The organism is Mesorhizobium delmotii (assembly GCF_900149755.1).
Taxonomy (GTDB): domain Bacteria; phylum Pseudomonadota; class Alphaproteobacteria; order Rhizobiales; family Rhizobiaceae; genus Mesorhizobium; species Mesorhizobium delmotii.
Genome location: NZ_FUIG01000039.1, coordinates 24,464 through 39,940 on the forward strand (window position 1 = coordinate 24,464; position 15,477 = coordinate 39,940).

Annotated in this window: 14 protein-coding genes, 1 tRNA gene, 1 pseudogene and 1 riboswitch; of the genes and pseudogenes, 9 read left to right on the forward strand and 7 right to left on the reverse strand. The window is 63.2% G+C overall.

Annotation, left to right across the window (positions count from 1 at the left end):
* Positions 1–6 precede the first annotated feature (6 nt).
* The 5 genes and pseudogenes from selA to BQ8482_RS22500 all read left to right on the forward strand — a co-directional run bounded on the left by selA (position 7) and on the right by BQ8482_RS22500 (position 4,753).
* Positions 7–1,425: an L-seryl-tRNA(Sec) selenium transferase gene (gene selA / locus BQ8482_RS22485; protein ID WP_123149599.1), complete on the forward strand. Its 1,419-nt coding sequence runs from the start codon at positions 7–9 to the stop codon at positions 1,423–1,425.
* The gene (locus tag BQ8482_RS22490) at positions 1,412–2,236 is read left to right on the forward strand and encodes a tetratricopeptide repeat protein (RefSeq protein WP_123149698.1); all 825 of its coding nucleotides are present in this window, start codon (positions 1,412–1,414) and stop codon (positions 2,234–2,236) included. The genes selA and BQ8482_RS22490 overlap by 14 nt, the downstream gene beginning before the upstream one ends.
* A pseudogene (gene selB / locus BQ8482_RS22495) lies at positions 2,233–4,065 on the forward strand (selenocysteine-specific translation elongation factor); the annotation flags it as partial. The gene BQ8482_RS22490 and the pseudogene selB, both read left to right, overlap by 4 nt.
* Before the next feature lie 126 nt (positions 4,066–4,191).
* Positions 4,192–4,287, forward strand: a tRNA-Sec gene (locus tag BQ8482_RS38245).
* Positions 4,288–4,303: 16 nt separating this feature from the next.
* The gene (locus BQ8482_RS22500) at positions 4,304–4,753 is read left to right on the forward strand and encodes a hypothetical protein (RefSeq protein WP_123149601.1); all 450 of its coding nucleotides are present in this window, start codon (positions 4,304–4,306) and stop codon (positions 4,751–4,753) included.
* A gap of 68 nt (positions 4,754–4,821) precedes the next feature.
* Here BQ8482_RS22500 and BQ8482_RS22505 read toward each other — a convergent pair whose 3' ends face one another.
* The 4 genes from BQ8482_RS22505 to BQ8482_RS22520 form a co-directional block, all read right to left on the reverse strand.
* Complete coding sequence (locus BQ8482_RS22505) at positions 4,822–5,628, reverse strand: ABC transporter permease (RefSeq protein WP_123149602.1); 807 nt, start codon at positions 5,626–5,628, stop codon at positions 4,822–4,824.
* Complete coding sequence (locus BQ8482_RS22510) at positions 5,625–6,635, reverse strand: ATP-binding cassette domain-containing protein (RefSeq protein WP_123149603.1); 1,011 nt, start codon at positions 6,633–6,635, stop codon at positions 5,625–5,627. Before BQ8482_RS22510 ends, BQ8482_RS22505 begins: the two co-directional genes overlap by 4 nt.
* A 195-nt stretch (positions 6,636–6,830) precedes the next feature.
* Positions 6,831–7,340 carry a superoxide dismutase family protein gene (locus BQ8482_RS22515; RefSeq protein WP_123149604.1) on the reverse strand — a complete coding sequence of 170 codons (510 nt, stop codon included), beginning with the start codon at positions 7,338–7,340 and terminating at the stop codon, positions 6,831–6,833.
* A 134-nt stretch (positions 7,341–7,474) separates the two neighbouring features.
* On the reverse strand, positions 7,475–8,248 hold the full coding sequence (locus tag BQ8482_RS22520; RefSeq protein ID WP_123149605.1) for a sulfite exporter TauE/SafE family protein: 774 nt from the start codon (positions 8,246–8,248) through the stop codon (positions 7,475–7,477).
* 359 nt (positions 8,249–8,607) lie between these two features.
* Positions 8,608–8,720: riboswitch (TPP riboswitch) on the forward strand.
* Here BQ8482_RS22520 and BQ8482_RS38250 point away from each other — a divergent pair.
* The 4 genes from BQ8482_RS38250 to BQ8482_RS22535 all read left to right on the forward strand — a co-directional run bounded on the left by BQ8482_RS38250 (position 8,711) and on the right by BQ8482_RS22535 (position 11,442).
* A complete protein-coding gene (locus tag BQ8482_RS38250) occupies positions 8,711–8,857 on the forward strand; it encodes a hypothetical protein (protein ID WP_165848668.1) in 147 nt (48 codons plus the stop codon). Its footprint overlaps the riboswitch before it by 10 nt.
* Positions 8,858–8,879: 22 nt before the next feature.
* Complete coding sequence (locus BQ8482_RS22525) at positions 8,880–9,680, forward strand: ABC transporter permease (protein ID WP_165848669.1); 801 nt, start codon at positions 8,880–8,882, stop codon at positions 9,678–9,680.
* Positions 9,677–10,432 carry an ABC transporter ATP-binding protein gene (locus tag BQ8482_RS22530; protein ID WP_123149606.1) on the forward strand — a complete coding sequence of 252 codons (756 nt, stop codon included), beginning with the start codon at positions 9,677–9,679 and terminating at the stop codon, positions 10,430–10,432. Before BQ8482_RS22525 ends, BQ8482_RS22530 begins: the two co-directional genes overlap by 4 nt.
* Positions 10,429–11,442 (forward strand): ABC transporter substrate-binding protein, encoded by a 1,014-nt coding sequence (locus tag BQ8482_RS22535; RefSeq protein WP_123149607.1) that lies wholly within the window; start codon positions 10,429–10,431, stop codon positions 11,440–11,442. The genes BQ8482_RS22530 and BQ8482_RS22535 overlap by 4 nt, the downstream gene beginning before the upstream one ends.
* Before the next feature lie 271 nt (positions 11,443–11,713).
* On the opposite strand, the gene BQ8482_RS22540 is transcribed toward BQ8482_RS22535, so the two are convergent.
* The 3 genes from BQ8482_RS22540 to BQ8482_RS22550 form a co-directional block, all read right to left on the reverse strand.
* Positions 11,714–12,799 (reverse strand): AI-2E family transporter, encoded by a 1,086-nt coding sequence (locus tag BQ8482_RS22540; protein WP_244602934.1) that lies wholly within the window; start codon positions 12,797–12,799, stop codon positions 11,714–11,716.
* Between the two features lie 525 nt (positions 12,800–13,324).
* Positions 13,325–14,284 carry a D-ribose ABC transporter substrate-binding protein gene (locus tag BQ8482_RS22545; protein WP_091594763.1) on the reverse strand — a complete coding sequence of 320 codons (960 nt, stop codon included), beginning with the start codon at positions 14,282–14,284 and terminating at the stop codon, positions 13,325–13,327.
* A 32-nt stretch (positions 14,285–14,316) separates the two neighbouring features.
* A complete protein-coding gene (locus BQ8482_RS22550; protein WP_165848670.1) occupies positions 14,317–15,477 on the reverse strand; it encodes an ABC transporter permease in 1,161 nt (386 codons plus the stop codon).

The window sequence follows — 15,477 nt, forward strand, 5'->3', positions numbered from 1 at the left end:
GACGCGATGACCGCTTTGCCTGCACGTCGCCTGCGTGATCTTCCATCGGTCGATCAGATATTGAAGACGCCGCTCGGATCCACGGCGATCCAGCGCTTCGGCCGGCAAGTCGCGACGGCGGCTGTCCGCGCGGCACTTGCCGCAGCGCGGGAGGCCTGCCTCGGCGGAGCAGCAGTGCCGCAGCCCGGCGACGTCGCCGCCGACGCGGTTGAACAACTCAAGGTTGCAGAGCGCCCTTCCCTGCGACCGGTTTTCAACCTGACCGGCACGGTGCTGCACACCAATCTCGGCCGGGCGCCGCTGGCTGAAGAGGCGATCGAGGCGGTGCGCTCTGCAATGTGCGAAGCGGTCGCTCTCGAATTCGACCTCGAGACAGGCAAGCGCGGCGAGCGGGATGATCATCTGCGTTCGCTCGTTTGCGAACTGACGGGAGCGGAAGACGCAACTGTGGTCAACAACAATGCGGCCGCTGTCCTTCTTGTCCTCAACACGCTGGCGCTCGGCCGCGAGGCGATCGTCTCGCGCGGCGAATTGATCGAGATCGGCGGCTCGTTCAGGATGCCCGAGATTATGGCCCGCGCCGGCGCCAAGGTGGTCGAGGTCGGAACCACCAACCGCACGCATCCGAAGGACTATGCCGCGGCGCTCGGCCGGGAGACCGGGCTGGTCCTCAAGGTGCACACCTCGAACTACCGGGTCGAGGGGTTCACGGCTGAGGTGGGCGCGCGCGAACTGGCTTCCATTGCCAAGGCGCAGGGCGTGCCCCTGGTCCACGACCTCGGCTCCGGCACGCTCTTCGATCTTGCTGCCTATGGCCTCAAGCATGAACCAACCGTGCGCGAGGCGATTGCCGACGGCGCGGATCTGGTCACCTTTTCCGGCGACAAGCTGCTCGGCGGACCCCAGGCGGGCTTCATCGTCGGCAGCAAGGCTCTGCTGGCCGCGATCAGCCGCAATCCGATGAAGCGGGCGCTCCGCGTCGACAAGCTTCGGCTCGCCGCGCTGGAGGCGACGTTGAAGCTCTATCGCGACCCTGATCGCCTGGCGGAGAGACTGCCGACGCTGAGATTGCTGACGCGCCCCTCGGCCGAGATCGCAACCCGGGCGGAGCGCCTTGCCCCCATGGTTGCCAATGCTCTGGGTGAGGCATTCGTCGTGGAGACTGTGGAATGCCGCAGTCAGGTCGGTTCGGGTGCCCTGCCGCTTGAGACGATACCCAGCGCCGGTCTTGTTGTGCGGGTAAAGTCCGGCGGCGGGAAGTCGCTGGGAGCGCTTGCAGCGGCATTGCGCGGGCTGCGCGTTCCCGTGATCGGGCGCATCGAGGGCCGGGCGCTTGTGTTCGATCTGCGCTGCCTCGAAGACGAAGCGGGGTTCTGTGCAAACCTCGCCGGCTTCGATCCTGGAGGAGCCGATGCGCTGGTTTGAGAGCCTCGCGCGCCGGCCGGCCGACGTGCCCCGGCCGGCTGACGTGCCCCGGCCGGCCGACGTGCCGGTCGCCGAACGTCTGGCAAAGGCCTTGGAAGCGGCCAGGCGCAGTGATTATGCGGGCGCCTTGAGCATATGGGAGCCGCTCGCCCATGCTGGGGTCGCGCGCGCACAGAACAATATCGGCGCCTGCTTCGCAGAAGGGCTTGGCGTCGAGCGGGACCGCGAACTCGCCTTCCGCTGGCTGTCGCTTTCGGCCGAGGCCGGTGATGCCGTCGGGCGGCGGAACCTGGCGTCGCTCTATTTCCGCGGCGAGGGCGTCGCGCAGGACTACGGCCGCGCAGCCGAGCTCTACCGAGCAGCCGCGGAGCAAGGCGACGGACCGGCGCAGGACATGCTGAGTTGGATGCTGCTCGAAGGCGAGGTGGTCGAGACCGACCCAGCAGAGGCGCGGCGCTGGGCGACTGCCGCCGCCGAGCAGGGAATAGCGTCGGCCATGACACGGCTCGGCATGATTCATCACAATGCGCTCGGTGTGCCGCGCGATCCCGCCGAGGCAGTCCGCTGGTGGCGTCGGGCTGCCTTGCGCGGGGATGCGGACGGGCAGGCCATGCTCGGCGCCGCCTGTCACTTGGCAGCGGGTGTCGAGGCCGACGCGGTCGAGGCATATGCCTGGCTTCTGCGCGCGAACGCAGCAGGCAGCGCGCTCGCCGAACGGTATCTGCCGGCCGCGCGTGCCGGCCTCACCCCTGACGAGACCGCCGAGGCCGAAAATCGCGCCGCGGTATCCTTGACGGGGGACGGATCATGATCGTCGGCACGGCGGGCCATGTCGACCATGGCAAGACCGCGCTGGTGCGTGCGCTGACCGGCGTCGACACCGACCGCCTGCAGGAGGAAAAAGCGCGGGGCATGACCATCGATCTCGGCTTTGCCTACCTGCCGGCACCGAACGGGGACGTCATCGGCTTCATCGATGTTCCGGGGCACGAACGGTTCGTGGATACGATGCTCGCCGGCGCCAGTGGCATCGATTTCGTGCTATTGGTCATTGCCGCCGACGACGGGATCATGCCGCAGACGCGCGAACATCTGGCAATCATCGATCTGCTCGGCATCAGGCGCGGCGCGGTCGTGCTGGCCAAATCCGATCTGATCGCGCCCGCACGGCGCGCCGCCGTTCAAGCGGACATCCGTGCCGCGCTTGCCGATACAGCACTTGCCGAAGCAGACATAATGCCCACCTCGGCCGTCAGCGGCGACGGTATCGACGATCTGCGGCATTTCTTGTTTGAGGAGGCGTCGCGCTTTGCCGGCCGCGCATCCTCTGGACGATTCAGATTGGCGGTCGACCGATGCTTCACGCTGCACGGCGTCGGCACTGTCGTGACCGGCACGGTCCTTTCAGGATCAGTCGGCGTCGGCGACCACCTTGTCGTCAGCCCGTCGGGCCTGGCGGCGCGTGTTCGCTCGATCCACGCCCAGAACAGGCTGGCTGAGCGCGGGCGGGCAGGAGACCGTTGCGCGCTCAACCTGGCTGGTGACGGCATCGGCAAGGAGGCGATCGGGCGCGGCGACATCATACTCGACCCGGAACTTCACGCGCCGACGGGTCGGATCGACGCAAGGCTGCGCGTCTTACCAGGAGAGCCTAGGCCGATCGGCCAGTGGTTCCCGGTACGCCTCCACCACGCTGCGGCCGAGGTTGGCGCAAGGGTCGTGCTTCTCAGTGACGAGCCGGTCAGACCCGGCGGCGTCGCCAAGGTTCAATTGGTGCTGGACAATCCGATCGCGGCTGCCGCGGGCGACCCCTATGTTGTGCGCGACACCTCGGCGCAGCGGACCATCGGCGGCGGACGCCTGATCGATCTGCGGGCGCCGAGCCGGAAGCGCCGCACGCCGGAACGGCTTATCCAGATCGAAGCATATGCCGTCCCGGATCCCGAGGCGGCTGTCACCGCACTGCTCGACACGCCGCCCCATTACCTTGACCTTGGCTCATTCGCGCGCGACCGGGCGCTCGGCAGCGACGAGACGCAGAGACTGGTCGACAGCCTCGGATTGGTCTGCATTCCCGTCAGGAAAACGCTGTTCGTTCTCTCGCCGGCACGCTGGATGCAATTCAGGCTCGGCCTGGCCGCGAACTTGAAGACCTTTCACGCGGACAATCCAGATCTGCCGGGAATCGGCATGGAGAGATTGCGCCTTCAGCTTGACCCGCGACTTCCGGCGCCGATGTTTGCAGCCGCTCTGCGAATGCTGGCGCGCGCCGGCAAGCTCGCCCTTGACGGCGCCTGGGTGCGGCTGCCCGGCCATGAGGTCCGTCTGACACCGCAGGACGAGACGCTGTGGCTGCAAATCGAGCGGCTCATCGGCGGCTCGACGCGATATCATCCGCCGAGGGTCCGCGATATAGCCGATATGTTGGCGAAGCCGGAAACGGAAATCCGCCGGATCCTGAAACTTACCGGCCGCATCGGGAGAGTATACGAAGTCGCCCATGATCATTTCTTCCTGCGCCCGGCATTGGCCGGGATTGTCGAGATCGTCGACGACCTGACGGCGGCCGAGCCGGGCGGGCGGTTTAACGCCGCCCAGTTTCGCGATCGTGCAGGCAGCGGGCGCAAGGTTGCCATCCAGATCCTTGAATTTCTCGATAGGCATGGCGTCACTTTGCGACGCGGCGACCTGCGGCTCGTCAACAGGCATCGACGGGATCTGTTTCGCTCACCGGCCGATAGTGAGCCGGCAATAGCGGAAGTTTCTGGAGGAGCATCGTCCCCGGTGGGGCGTCCGGACTTCAAATCCGGGAGGGGCCGCGAGCCGGTCCTTGGTGGGTTCGACTCCCACTCTCTTCCGCCACTCTCGCAAAGGCGCGATGACGGTGACAACCCGCTTTCTCGTTGATCTCAAGTCAGCGGCCGAGGCCGCCAAAGTCGCCGAGGGCCGTTTCCGGCGGGAAGCCGCAGTCCGGATCGCTGCGCTCGAACAAGAGCGCGCCTTCGCCTTCAGGCGGCTCAATCTCATGCAGGCGATCGCTGAGGCCATGGCATCGGCCGAGAGTGAGGAGATAGCCGTCGCTAGCGCCTTCGCCACGCTGCGCACGCGACTCGGCTGGAATTCCGACAGCGAAGCGCGCTCGGAGGTGATCGCGCGTTTCGGCCAGGTTGTGCTGGCGATATTCCGGGCGTCGGAGGAAGAGGAATCCGCCAATGACATTCCTGAGACCCTGGCGGGTTTCGAACATTGGTATGCCGAAACCCGTGGATCGCCCTTCTGGCTCCTGTTCGAGCGCCAGATGCAAGACACGCCCCGTGTCGACTTTTAAGAAGCGCAGGTCCATCCGGGCGCATTGTTGACGCTCAGGCGATCAGGACTGCGACCGTTTGGCTCCTCTCACCTTCTGAGATACAGCCATAGTGTCGTCGGCGCCAGGATGGCGGTCAGCGCCACCGGCGCGATCAGGGCGAGGACGACCTGACCGAGCGTCGCCCCGCCAGCCATCAGCCCGCGCAGCGCCGTCGTCATCAGCGACACTGGGTTGACTTCGACGATGGCCCGCAGCCAGTCCGGCATGGTGCCGGGGTCGACCATGATGTTTGAGGCGAAAACGAGCGGGAACAGGAAGGTAAAGCCGAGCGTCATCACCGTGGTCGGCGTGCGGATCAGCAGGCCGAGCACGATGAATACCCAGCCCATGCCGAACCCGATGGCGATCAGCATGGCGAAGGCGGCAAGCACGCTGAGGATGCCTGCCTCAGGCCGGTAGCCGAGGATCAGCCCGATGGTGAGAATGATCGAGGCGGCAATCAAATGGCGCAGGATGTCACCCACCATCAGGCCGGCGAACGGAGACAGCGACCAGATCGGCAGCGATCGGAAGCGGTCGAATAAGCCCTTGCCGAGGTCGGTCGACAAACCCATGCCCGAATAGACTGCGTTGAACACCACGGTCTGAACCAGGATGCCGGGTAAGAAGAATTGCAGGTACTCGCCAGGCGAACCGGCGAGCGCGCCGCCGAAGACGAAGGTGAAGAGCAGGGTGAACATGATCGGAGTCATCACCAGATCGAAGAGTTGCTCCGGCACATGCTTGAATTTCAGCACCGCGCGCCACCCGAAGACCAGCGCGTTGGAAAGGGCTGATGGGGTCCTAGGTCGGGCGACGCTTTGCAGCCGCTGCAGGGATGTCGTGTCGATCATGGCTTGTCACCTGCCTTCCGGCTTTCACCGAGGCCCGGCTGGCCCGTCAGCGCGAAGAAGACCTCCTCGAGGCTGGGTTGGCCCATGGAGAAATCCGACAGCTCGATGCCGGCGGCGACCAGATCGGCCAGCGCCTCGTTGGCGGCCTTCGCTGTGCCGGCAAGGACGGAGAGCTCAGCGCCTTCGGCGCTGCGTTGGACAGGATGTTCCAGCCGGCGTTCCAGAATGGTCGCCGCTTGGTCCGCCCGTGCAACATCGGCGAGCGCGACATGGAGAAAGCCGGAGCCGGTGGCCGCCTTCAGTTCGCGGCTGGTACCCTCGGCGATCTTCCTGCCGTGGTCGACGACGGCGATACGCGCTGCAAGTTGATCGGCCTCTTCGAGATATTGTGTGGTGAGCAGGATGGTGACGCCGGCCTCGGCGAGGCCGCGGATCATGCCCCAGACATCCTTGCGGGCGTTGGGATCGAGGCCTGTGGTCGGCTCGTCAAGGAACAGCACGCCCGGCGTGACGACCAGCGAGGCGACTATGTCGAGCCGCCTTCGCATGCCACCTGAATAGTCCCTCACCTGCTTCGTCGCCGCTTCGGACAAGCCGAAAGCCGCGAGCAGGTCGTCCGAACGGGCTTTAGCAGCGCGACCGCGAAAACCCCAGAGTCGGGAGAGCAGGACGAGGTTCTCCCGGCCCGTCAAGTCCTCGTCGAGCGAAGCGAACTGCCCGGTCATCGCGATTGCCGCACGGACCGCACGCGGGGCCTGCACGAGATCGTGCCCCATCACGGTCGCAGAGCCGGCGTCGGGGCGCGACAGCGTCGCGAGCATGCGCATCAGCGTTGTCTTGCCGGCGCCGTTCGGACCCAGGATGGCGAAAATCATGCCGCGCGGCACATCGAGATCGACACCATCGACGGCGCGCAGCTTGCCGAACGTCTTGACCAGGCCGCGGGCGGAAATGGCTGACTGGACAAGACCCGTGGAGGGCACGCCCATAGGAGAAGTATCGTTCATGCAATCATCCGGCAGTCGCAAAATGAAAGGCCAGCTTCGGCGCGATGGCTGCGTCGTCAATTCCTCTGCAGGCGCACGAACTTACCGTCTGGCTTATCCTGCCAGAGGCTCCGACCATGTACCGCTACCTGGCCGCCGAGGCTGAAGCGCCGGTCCGATCATATGTCGGACAGGCCTCTACCGATCTTGGGGTTTTCACTCGATCACGGCGCAGGCCTGACGATTTCCGGCATCACCGGCAGGCTGGCTTTTGTAGTCGTCCTGTCCGCCGTGGATCATCAATGCCTTGCCTCTTATCGCCGTTTCTCCACCATCCAGCTTGACCATGCTGTTGAAAACCTGGGCACGCAAAACGCCGTCGGCGCCGACCCGCTGATTTGGCATATCGCCCGCGTGCGGGCCTTTTCCAGTGAGGTATCCATGTTCGGCATTCGTCGGATTGAAGTGCCCACCGGCCGAGTCATGGCCGGTCTGATGGTCGCACTTTCCGGTTTCATGAACATGGAACGCGACCCATTCGCCCGCAGGCAGTCCCGTTACCTCCAACTCCATCAGCACGCCCTGCGCCGTCTCGGTCAGCGTGGCCGTGCCATTCTTCTCGCCGGCCATGTTGACGAATTCGGCTTTCGCGGTCGCGGTGTCCTGAGCCGCCGCAGGCATCGCGACCGCCAGCGCCAACCCTGTTGTTGCAACCAATTTTTTCATCGACTCGGCCTCCGGTTGTCCAAGGCATCCAAACAACAAAGGAGCCTCTTCGTTCCATTTGAAAATTGAGTTTTTTGTCTCCGGCACGGCCGCCAGGGGAGAGATGCCGACAACATGTTCGATGTGTCTTCAGTTTACACCAATTCGAAGAGTTGCGCGGTTTGCCAGCCTGCCAGCAGTATGATGAGAATACCAACGAGCCTGAGAAGCGTCTTTTCTGCGATTGACTTCACCATCAATCCGGCCATAGGCGCTGCGATAACACCACCAAGGACCAAGCCGGCAACGGGGAGTAGATTTTCTAGCCCCCCTGCCTCCTGCCAATGGCCGGTTAGCAAGGCAAACAAGAAGGTTAGAGACACCGACAACGTGGTGAGGAACTCGGTGGCATTTACCGTACCAATAACGTAGCGGGGCGTCCCGCCAAAACCGAGAAGGCCCGTCGTTACGATGGGACCCCACCCGCCACCCCCTGCGGCATCGAGAAATCCACCACCAAGTCCAAGCGGAGGTACCGCGCCTGCAGGGACCGGATTGCTTGGGATCCGCCGGAATGAACGGAACAGGAGCCAAGCTCCGACAAGCGCCAGATATGTGGTCACATATGGCTTCATGATCGCTCCCTCAAACGAGGTGAGCACATAAGCGCCGAGAACGCCACCGAGGACGCCAAATGGCATCAGCCGCCAGAAAAGCTTCCAGTCGATATTGCGGTGATAGAGGTGAGCCGAACCTGAGGCCGCAGTGGTAAACAGCTCAGCCGCGTGAACTGAAGCCGAAGCATGTGCGGGAGAAACGCCAAACCCCAGTAGGGTTGTCGAGCAAATCACGCCATAGGCCATGCCGAGAGCCCCGTCCACAGCTTGAGCTACAAACCCCACAAGCGCAAAAAGGATAAATTCTTGCATTTGGCCCTCCAACAAAGCGCGGTCGTAATGGGCGAAATAGAAACCCGCTGCCTACAACGAATGCAATTCATGTCTTCATGCTTCCACAATTCACCAAACGCCTGGCATCGACAATGGCGACGAACGGGAAACTGTTCACTCGATCGACGCCTTTCCCGATACCATCAGGTCATTCAGCTTCTCAGAATATTGAGAGCGATCTCGAGCGGGGTGGCGGGGTGGCACCCTTTGAAGTTGAAGCCGTATCAATCGACCGTCCTCGAAAGGCCACGCCAGTCGCTCAAGCCGCACCTCCTCTGACCTGCGGTTTCACGGGTCAGACGCAGGCTTGCAGCTCCACCCCATATCTGTTTAATTGCCGCCATCCACAGGGGTGCTCCGTGTCGTCGGGGCTGAGAGACGGGCTGCAAGCCCGTAAACCCTAGAGCTGATCTGGATAATACCAGCGGAGCGAGGCGGGCGATGTTTTCCGACGCACAGATTTCTCTTGATCCGATGACCGGCGATTTCGTCGGCGTCGTCAATATTTCGACGCTCCCGGTTGGCACGCTCGAGGGCTATGTCACGATCGACCTCACGGTCTCGGCCAACGGCCCGACCCCGCGCTGATCTTTCGCGCCAGAGGTCTCGCATGTCCCAGCCTTTCTCCACCGCGCCGCGAATCGCAACTTTGTTCGCCAAGATCGGATCGGCCTTGCTGTCGGTCGGCACGCTGGTTTTGGCTTGGGAGCTCTATGCGCGCATCTCGGGCATTTCGCCCACCACGCTGCCCGCCCCGTCACGAGTCCTCGCTCAGGCCATCCAGCAGCGCCAGGCGCTGTTCGACAACACCGTGCCGACAATCAGCGCCACATTGGCGGGTTTCGCCTGCTCGCTGGCCGTTGCCTTCATCCTTTCGGTGCTGATCGACTTCTTCAAGCCGCTGCGCCGCGCCCTGTTCCCGGTGTTCATCATCAGCCAGACCCTGCCGCTGGTGGCGATCGCCCCGCTGGTCGCGCTCTGGTTCGGCTTCGGGCTGACGCCGAAGATCATGCTGGTCGCACTCGTGACTTTCTTTCCCATGCTGGTCGCGCTGGTGCAGGGTTACGACTCGACGTATCGGGAAATCTCGGCGCTTCTGAGTTCGATGGGCGCTTCCCGCATGCGCATTTTCCTGCTGGCCCGCCTGCCCTCCTCGCTGCCCTATTTCTTCGCCGGACTGCGCATCTCGATCACCTATGCCGTGGTGGGCGCCATCTTCGCGGAATATGCCGGTGCGGCCAAAGGGCTCGGCATCTACATGCTCAACGCCAAGAACAATTTCCGGCCCGATCTCGTGCTGGCGGCCGTGCTGGTCAGCGCCTTGCTCACCTTGGTCCTGTTTGCTGCTACGATGCTGATCCAGCGCGTCGTCATGCCATGGGAGCGGCTCGATGACGCACGAAAGTCATGAGCAGGCGGCTGGAGCTGCGCCAAGTCAGCAAGCGTTTTGGCGACATCGACGTGCTTGCCGACATCACCCTGCACATCGAGCCGGGCGAATTCGTTTCAATCCTCGGCCCCTCCGGAGCCGGCAAGTCCACGATCTTCAGCTTGCTGACGGGCAGTCTCGAAGGCCACGGCGATGTCGACTTCGATGGGCGGCCACTGGCCGACACGCGCCGACCGTTTGCCTTCATGCCGCAGCACGATGCCCTGATGCCCTGGCGCACGGTTATCGACAATACCGCGCTCGGTCTGGAAGTGCAGGGCATGTCCCGCAAGGCGGCGCGCGACAAGGTAGCGTCGTTCTTCGGCGAATTCGGCCTTGCGGGCTTCGAGCATAAGTATCCGGCGCAGCTCTCGGGCGGAATGCGCCAGCGCGCCGCGCTGTTGCGTACCGTCGTGCAGGACCGTGCCATGCTGTTGCTAGACGAACCGTTCGGCGCACTCGACGCTCTCACGCGCACCGGCATGCAGCGCTGGCTTCAGACGATGTGGGACCGACACCGCTGGACCGTCCTGCTGATCACCCACGATGTCCGCGAGGCGGTCTTCCTGTCCGACCGCATCTATGTGCTGAGCGGCCGCCCTGCCCGCGTGCTGCGCGAAATCGCCATCCCTCTTCCGCGCCCGCGCAAGGATCTTGCCTCGCCGGAAGCCAGCGCCATCGAAGCCGACATCCTCGATACCCTTCTCGATCCACAGCCCGCCCAAAGGACATGACCATGCTTTCCAGACGCCTCTTCATCGCTGCCGCATTGATCGCCGGGCTCGGACCCGTCACCTCCGTCTGCGCCCAGCAGACTGTCACCGTCGCGCTAGACTGGACGCCGAACACAAACCATGTCGGGCTCTATGTCGCCCAGGCGAAAGGCTTCTATGCCGAGGCTGGGCTCGACGTGCAGATCCTGCCCTACACCGACACTGCGGCCGGTACGCTGATCGCCAACCGTGTGGCCGATTTCGGTATACTGGGATCCATAGGATTGTTCACCCAACGCACGGCCGGCGCCGACCTCGTCGCCACCTACGCCATCATGCAGACAGAAACCGGCAGGCTGGTGTTCAACGCCGACCGCGCCGATATACAAACCCCCAGGGATCTGGACGGCCTGACCTATGGCGGTTTCGGCAGCGCTTGGGAGAATGCGCTGATCGGCACCATCATCCGCCATGATGGCGGCGAGGGCAAATTCGAAACAGTGACGCTGGGCACCTCCGCCTATGAGGCCTTGGCCAACGGCGCGGTCGATTTTACGCTCGAGGTCTACACTTGGGAGGGGATCAAGGCGGAACTTGACGGCAAGGCCCAGCGCGCCTTCCGCTACTCGGATTTCGGCGTGCCCGACCAACACACCAATTTCATTGGCTCGAGCCGGGCCTATCTCGAGAAGAACAAGGACACGGCAACCGCTTTCATCGCCGCGACCAGGCGCGGCTATGCCTTCGCTGTCGAACATCCGCAAGAAGCGGCTGATATCCTGATCGCAGCAAACAGCGACGTGCTGACTGACCGTCCATTGATCGAGGCATCGCTGAAGGCGCTGATCGACGGCCACTATCTGCAAAGCCCCGCCGGCGCGATTGGCGCGATCGATCCCGCAAAGATGGAGGCTATCGGCAACTACCTGTTCAAGGCCGGCGCCCTGCGCGACGGCGATGGAAACCCGGTCGGCGAACGACCCGATTTCGCGGCCTATTACAGCAACGCCTATCTGGACGGCGAAAAATGAGCCCGCCGCGGCGCATGCATCCTGTCGGGCTCGCCGTCGTCACCAGCAGGATCGAACAGATCGGAACTGCATCGACCAGCTTCGACGCGCCGCTGCCGCCCTGTCGAGCGCACGGCCGAACCAGTCCGGCCAGAGCCGGGTCGGCGTGCTGGTCGTAATCGCAGGGCGGGACGGGCTGATGCTGGGACAATTGCTCATGCGCATCGTGATGGTCGCCGATACGGGCATCGTCGAACAAGGTCCGCATGATGAACTGGTCGCGCGGCGGTGCTTACTCACTGAGCGCGGCTCCGGACTGACGTGATGGCTTTGTGTCGCGCTTTGGCGTCAGTTCCGCCTCGGGCTGGTCGCTCAATCGTTTCTTGAGGATGTCAATGAGGCTGACGGTGACCGCAATCACCGCAGGGCCGAGGACGAGCCCGGATGCTCCAAACAGGACGATGCCACCGACAGCACCGACAAAGGCCACCACCGTGTGGAGCCGCAGCCGGTTCCCGACAAGCATCGGATAGAGCAGATTGTCGATGCCGGCGACGACCACGCCGCCCCAGACGGTCAGGATCGCCGCGCTCGCCCAAGCCCCCTCCAGCGCGAGATAGATCGCTGCCGGCACCCAGATCACGAATGCGCCGAGCACCGGCACGATGGCAAGAAGTCCCATTGCCAAGCCCCAGAAGACCGGAGTGGGCAGGCCGAGCCACCAGAACATCAGGCCGCCCAGCGTCCCCTGCACAGCGGCGACAAGCACGGTGCCTATCAGGATCGCATGTACCGTCTCGGCAAGGCGGGACAGCATGTATGCCGTCTCCGCGGTACGCAGGGGCGAGAGACGCTCGATCCCCCGCAGGGCGGATTCACGGTCCCGCAGAAAATAGAACAGCAGATAAAATGTCAGAATGAACATCACGGCCTGATTGATCGAGCCGCGCAACAGCGATGTGCTTTGTGCCGTCAGCCATTGTACAAATGCGGCGACCGTGCCGGCCGGATCGAGTTGGTTCTCAATCCACTGGGCAACCGCCGAAAGCCTGGGATAGCCCGACACGAAGGCATCTGTGTTCCAACCCCGGATGACCTCCTCCATATAGGTGGCTCCGTTTACCGCCTCGCGGACAAGCTGCTGTGCCACGAAGATGAGCGGCAGGCCGACTGCAACCGCCGCGATGCTGACCGACATCAGTGCAGCCAGGTTTTTGTTCCTGAGCCTTTCCTCGACCTGTCGATGAGCCGGATACAGGATGATTGCCAACACCACCGCCCAGGTCAATGCGGGCAAAAAAGGCAACGCCAAGAGATAGCAGACATACAGACCGATCGCCGTCGCGGCCACGATGCCGAGCAATCTCATTTGTTTCATATCGGGCATCTGTTTCAGGTCGGGCATCTCTCGCTGTCTCGCAAACCAAGCGAGCCTAGTGGATTTCCCAACAAAATGGCAGCTTCCGTTGCCGCACCCTACGGCTAGGCCGCTGTCGAGTGTGACGAAAATCCCGTGCGCGCTGCCAGCACCGCGGCCTGCCGGTCGTGGATGGTCTGACCTACGGCCGTTCTACAACTCGCTCGCGGCAGCGCAGCTTCACAGGACCAATAGAAAAAAAGGCCGGACTGTTAAAGTCCGGCCAGGCATGAAGGTTCAAAACCTCCAGAGGGGAACGCGCCGGACGCAATGGGAGGAAAACATCCGACGCAATGCGTATATGGATCCGCACGGGTGGCGTTTCAACGACATGTGGTGGGCCACATCAGCCGCTCCATAGAGCCACCAGCGCGGATTCAGGTCACGGCCTGTGTTTCAGTTTTAGCGTAACAGACATGTGGTGCGTCGGCCCGATCAACGAGGGTCAGGCGAGGAGTGTCCCGCGGGACACTCCCCCTTCGTTTTTTACTCCGAGAGCGTGAAGGGAGCCGTGTATTTGTCGACGTTGTCCTTGGTGATGAGAAGGCAGTCAAACAGCTGCTTCTCGGTCGGCGCGCCGGTTTTGCCGGTCTTTATGAACGAGTCGGCCTGTTGTACGGCCTTCGCCGAGTAGACGGCCACCGGCTGGAGCACGGTGTACTGCAAGTCGCCCGCCTTGATCGCGGCGACAGCGTCCGGAGAGCCATCGAAGCCGCCGACCTTAATGCTCGACAGCTTTCCGGCTTCTTTCAGCGCGGCGATCGCGCCAAGCGCCATCTCGTCATTGCCGCTCGTCACGCCGATGATATCGGGATGGGCCTGCAGCAGGCTCTGCATCTTGTCGTGGCCCTGGGTCCGGTCCCAGTTGGCGACCTCCGAGCCGGCCTTCTTGAGGTCCGGATACTGGCTGATCACGGTCTCGTATCCGTTTGACCGGGTGGCGGCGTTGTTGTCGGACGGGGCGCCCAACAGTTCGACGTAGTTGCCCTTCTCGCCGATATTCGTCACCCATTGCTGTGCCCCCAGAGCGGCGCCCTGTGCGTTGTTGGAAACGAGCTGCGCCTTGGCCAGACCCTCCTGATTGATCTCGGCGTTGACCAGGAAGACCGGGATGTTCGCGGCAATCGCCTTCTTGACGGCGCCGATGGATCCGCTGGCGTCGGCAGGATCGAGGATGATCGCCACGGATTTGTTGGTGATTGCGGTGTCGATCAGTCTGCTTTCCGTGTTCGTGTCGGCTTTCGATGCGCCGACAGTCGCGGTGTAGCCGAGTTTTTCGGCCTCGGCCTTGGCCACATTGCCTTCGGTGAGCCAGTACGGGTTGGCGGGATCGATGACGATGATCGAAATGAGGCCTTCGGCCGACGCTGCGCTTACCGACCCTGCGAGGACCGGAGCGGCCAGCGCAAAGGCCGTGAGCATTAGAATTCTTGCCTTGCCATACATGTAATTTCCTCCTTGGTTAGCGATGGTACCGGTCAACCGGCAATCTTCTCGTGAGCGGGATCGGCCGTTCGGGCCTTGCCGGCTTGTTGCGGAGAAGTCGAAGGGCCGCCGGTCGAGCCCGGGAGCTTGACGCGACGGCGATACTGAATGGCGTTGAGCAGCACCGCCAACACGATGACCGCGCCGGTGAACACTGTTTGCCAGTAGGCGGACACGCCAATGATCACGAGGCCATCGGATAGGAAGCCGATGACGAAGGCCCCGACCAGCGTGCCGCGGATATTGCCTCGACCACCGGTGAGTGCCGCGCCGCCGATGACGACGGCCGCAATGGCGGTCAGTTCGTAGGAGTTGCCGGCGGTCGGCCCTGCCGAGGTCAGTTCCGAGGACAGGATGAGGCCGGCTACCGAGGCGCAGATGCCGGACAGCATATACACCGACACCTGCACTTTTTTCACCGGCACGCCGGACAGTTCCGCGGCGCGCTCGTTGCCGCCGGAGGCATAGAGCCACCGGCCGAAGGCCGTGCGATTGAGGATGATGCTGCCGATGATCGCGATGACCACCATGACCAGCACACCGATAGGGATACCGAACAGGCGGTTGAAGCCCAGCCAGTCGAAGCCGGTATTGCCCAGCTCCGGCTTGCCGCCGAGATCATTATATGTGAGGCCGTTTGTCATCAGCAGCGCGGCGCCCCGCACCACATAGAGCATGCCCAGCGTGGCAACGAAGGCCGGCACCTTCAACCAGGCGATAAGCACGCCGTTGACCAGACCGACCAGTGCGCCGAGCACGCACACCAGCACCACGACCACCCAGACGGGGGGAAACAGCACGATGCCGAGCGTTTGCAACTGCACGCCCTGCATCAGGAATCCGGCGATTACGCCCGACAGCCCAAGCGTCGACCCCACCGACAGGTCGATGCCGCCATTGAGGATGACCAGCAGCATGCCGACCGCGAGGATGCCGAAGATGGCGACATGCGACGCCATGGTGAGGAAATTGCCCAGCGAGAAGTAATAGGGCGACAGCATCGAGAAGACGAGGATGATCACCATCAGCGCGAGGAATGCCCGGCCCTCCAACAACAGCTTGGCCAGGCTGAAGCCACCGCTCGATGTCCTCGGGCCGGAGCGGCTACTATTCTGACTGGCGTTGGTCACGGTCTGGGCTCCTGTATTCTTCAT